This is a genomic window from Promicromonospora kroppenstedtii DSM 19349, assembly GCF_000515355.1.
Taxonomy (GTDB): domain Bacteria; phylum Actinomycetota; class Actinomycetes; order Actinomycetales; family Cellulomonadaceae; genus Promicromonospora; species Promicromonospora kroppenstedtii.
The window spans coordinates 67,362-68,126 of record NZ_KI911634.1; the positions used below are offsets into that span (position 1 = coordinate 67,362).

General features: G+C 75.0%; 1 protein-coding gene. It reads left to right on the forward strand.

Annotation, left to right across the window (positions count from 1 at the left end; all coding sequences use genetic code 11):
* Positions 1-161: 161 nt before the first annotated feature.
* The coding region (locus tag PROKR_RS06750; RefSeq protein WP_051432748.1) for a YcnI family copper-binding membrane protein at positions 162-765 on the forward strand (604 nt) is incomplete at its 3' end.

Below are 765 nucleotides of genomic sequence, written 5' to 3' on the forward strand. Positions count from 1 at the left end.
GCGGCGCTCCGTGCGCTGCCCGCGCGCGTGGACGTGCACGTGGCGCCGGGGCGGGGACCGCCGTCGTCGGTCCTGGTGATGCGTCTCGCGGTCTGACGAAGTCGGGCGAGGGGCGCGTCGCCGCGCGCCCTCCAACCACTCCGTACCGAAGGACCGAGCACATGACTCGCTTCAGCCTGCCCGCCCGCCGCGCCCTCGCGGCGATCCCCGCCACCGCCGTCCTGGTGCTGCTGCCCACCGTGGCGTACGCCCACGTGACCGTGAACCCCGACACGACCGCCGCCGAGAGCTACGCGAGCCTCGCGTTCCGCGTGCCGACGGAGTCGGACACCGCCTCCACCGAGAAGCTTGTCGTCGACCTGCCCACCGACACCCCGTTCCTCAGCGTCACGCCGCGGAGCCTGCCCGGCTGGGACGTCGAGGTCGAGGTGGCCGAGCTCGACGAGCCGTTCGAGGTCGAGGGCGCGACCGTCGACGAGGCGCCCGTCCGCGTGACCTGGACCGCCCAGAAGGGCAACGAGGTGCCGCCGCACGAGTACCAGGAGTTCGCCGTCCGGGTCGGCGCGCTGCCCGCCGAGGGCACCGACGTGGTGCTGCCCGCGCACCAGACCTACACCGACGGCAGCGTCGTCGACTGGGACGACCTGGCCGGTGATGACGGCAAGGAGCCCGAGGCGCCCGCCCCGGTGTTCACCACGACCGCCGCCGAGGGCGACGGGCACGGCGGTGCGGCCCACGCGGAGGCGGGCTCCGACGGCGCCACCG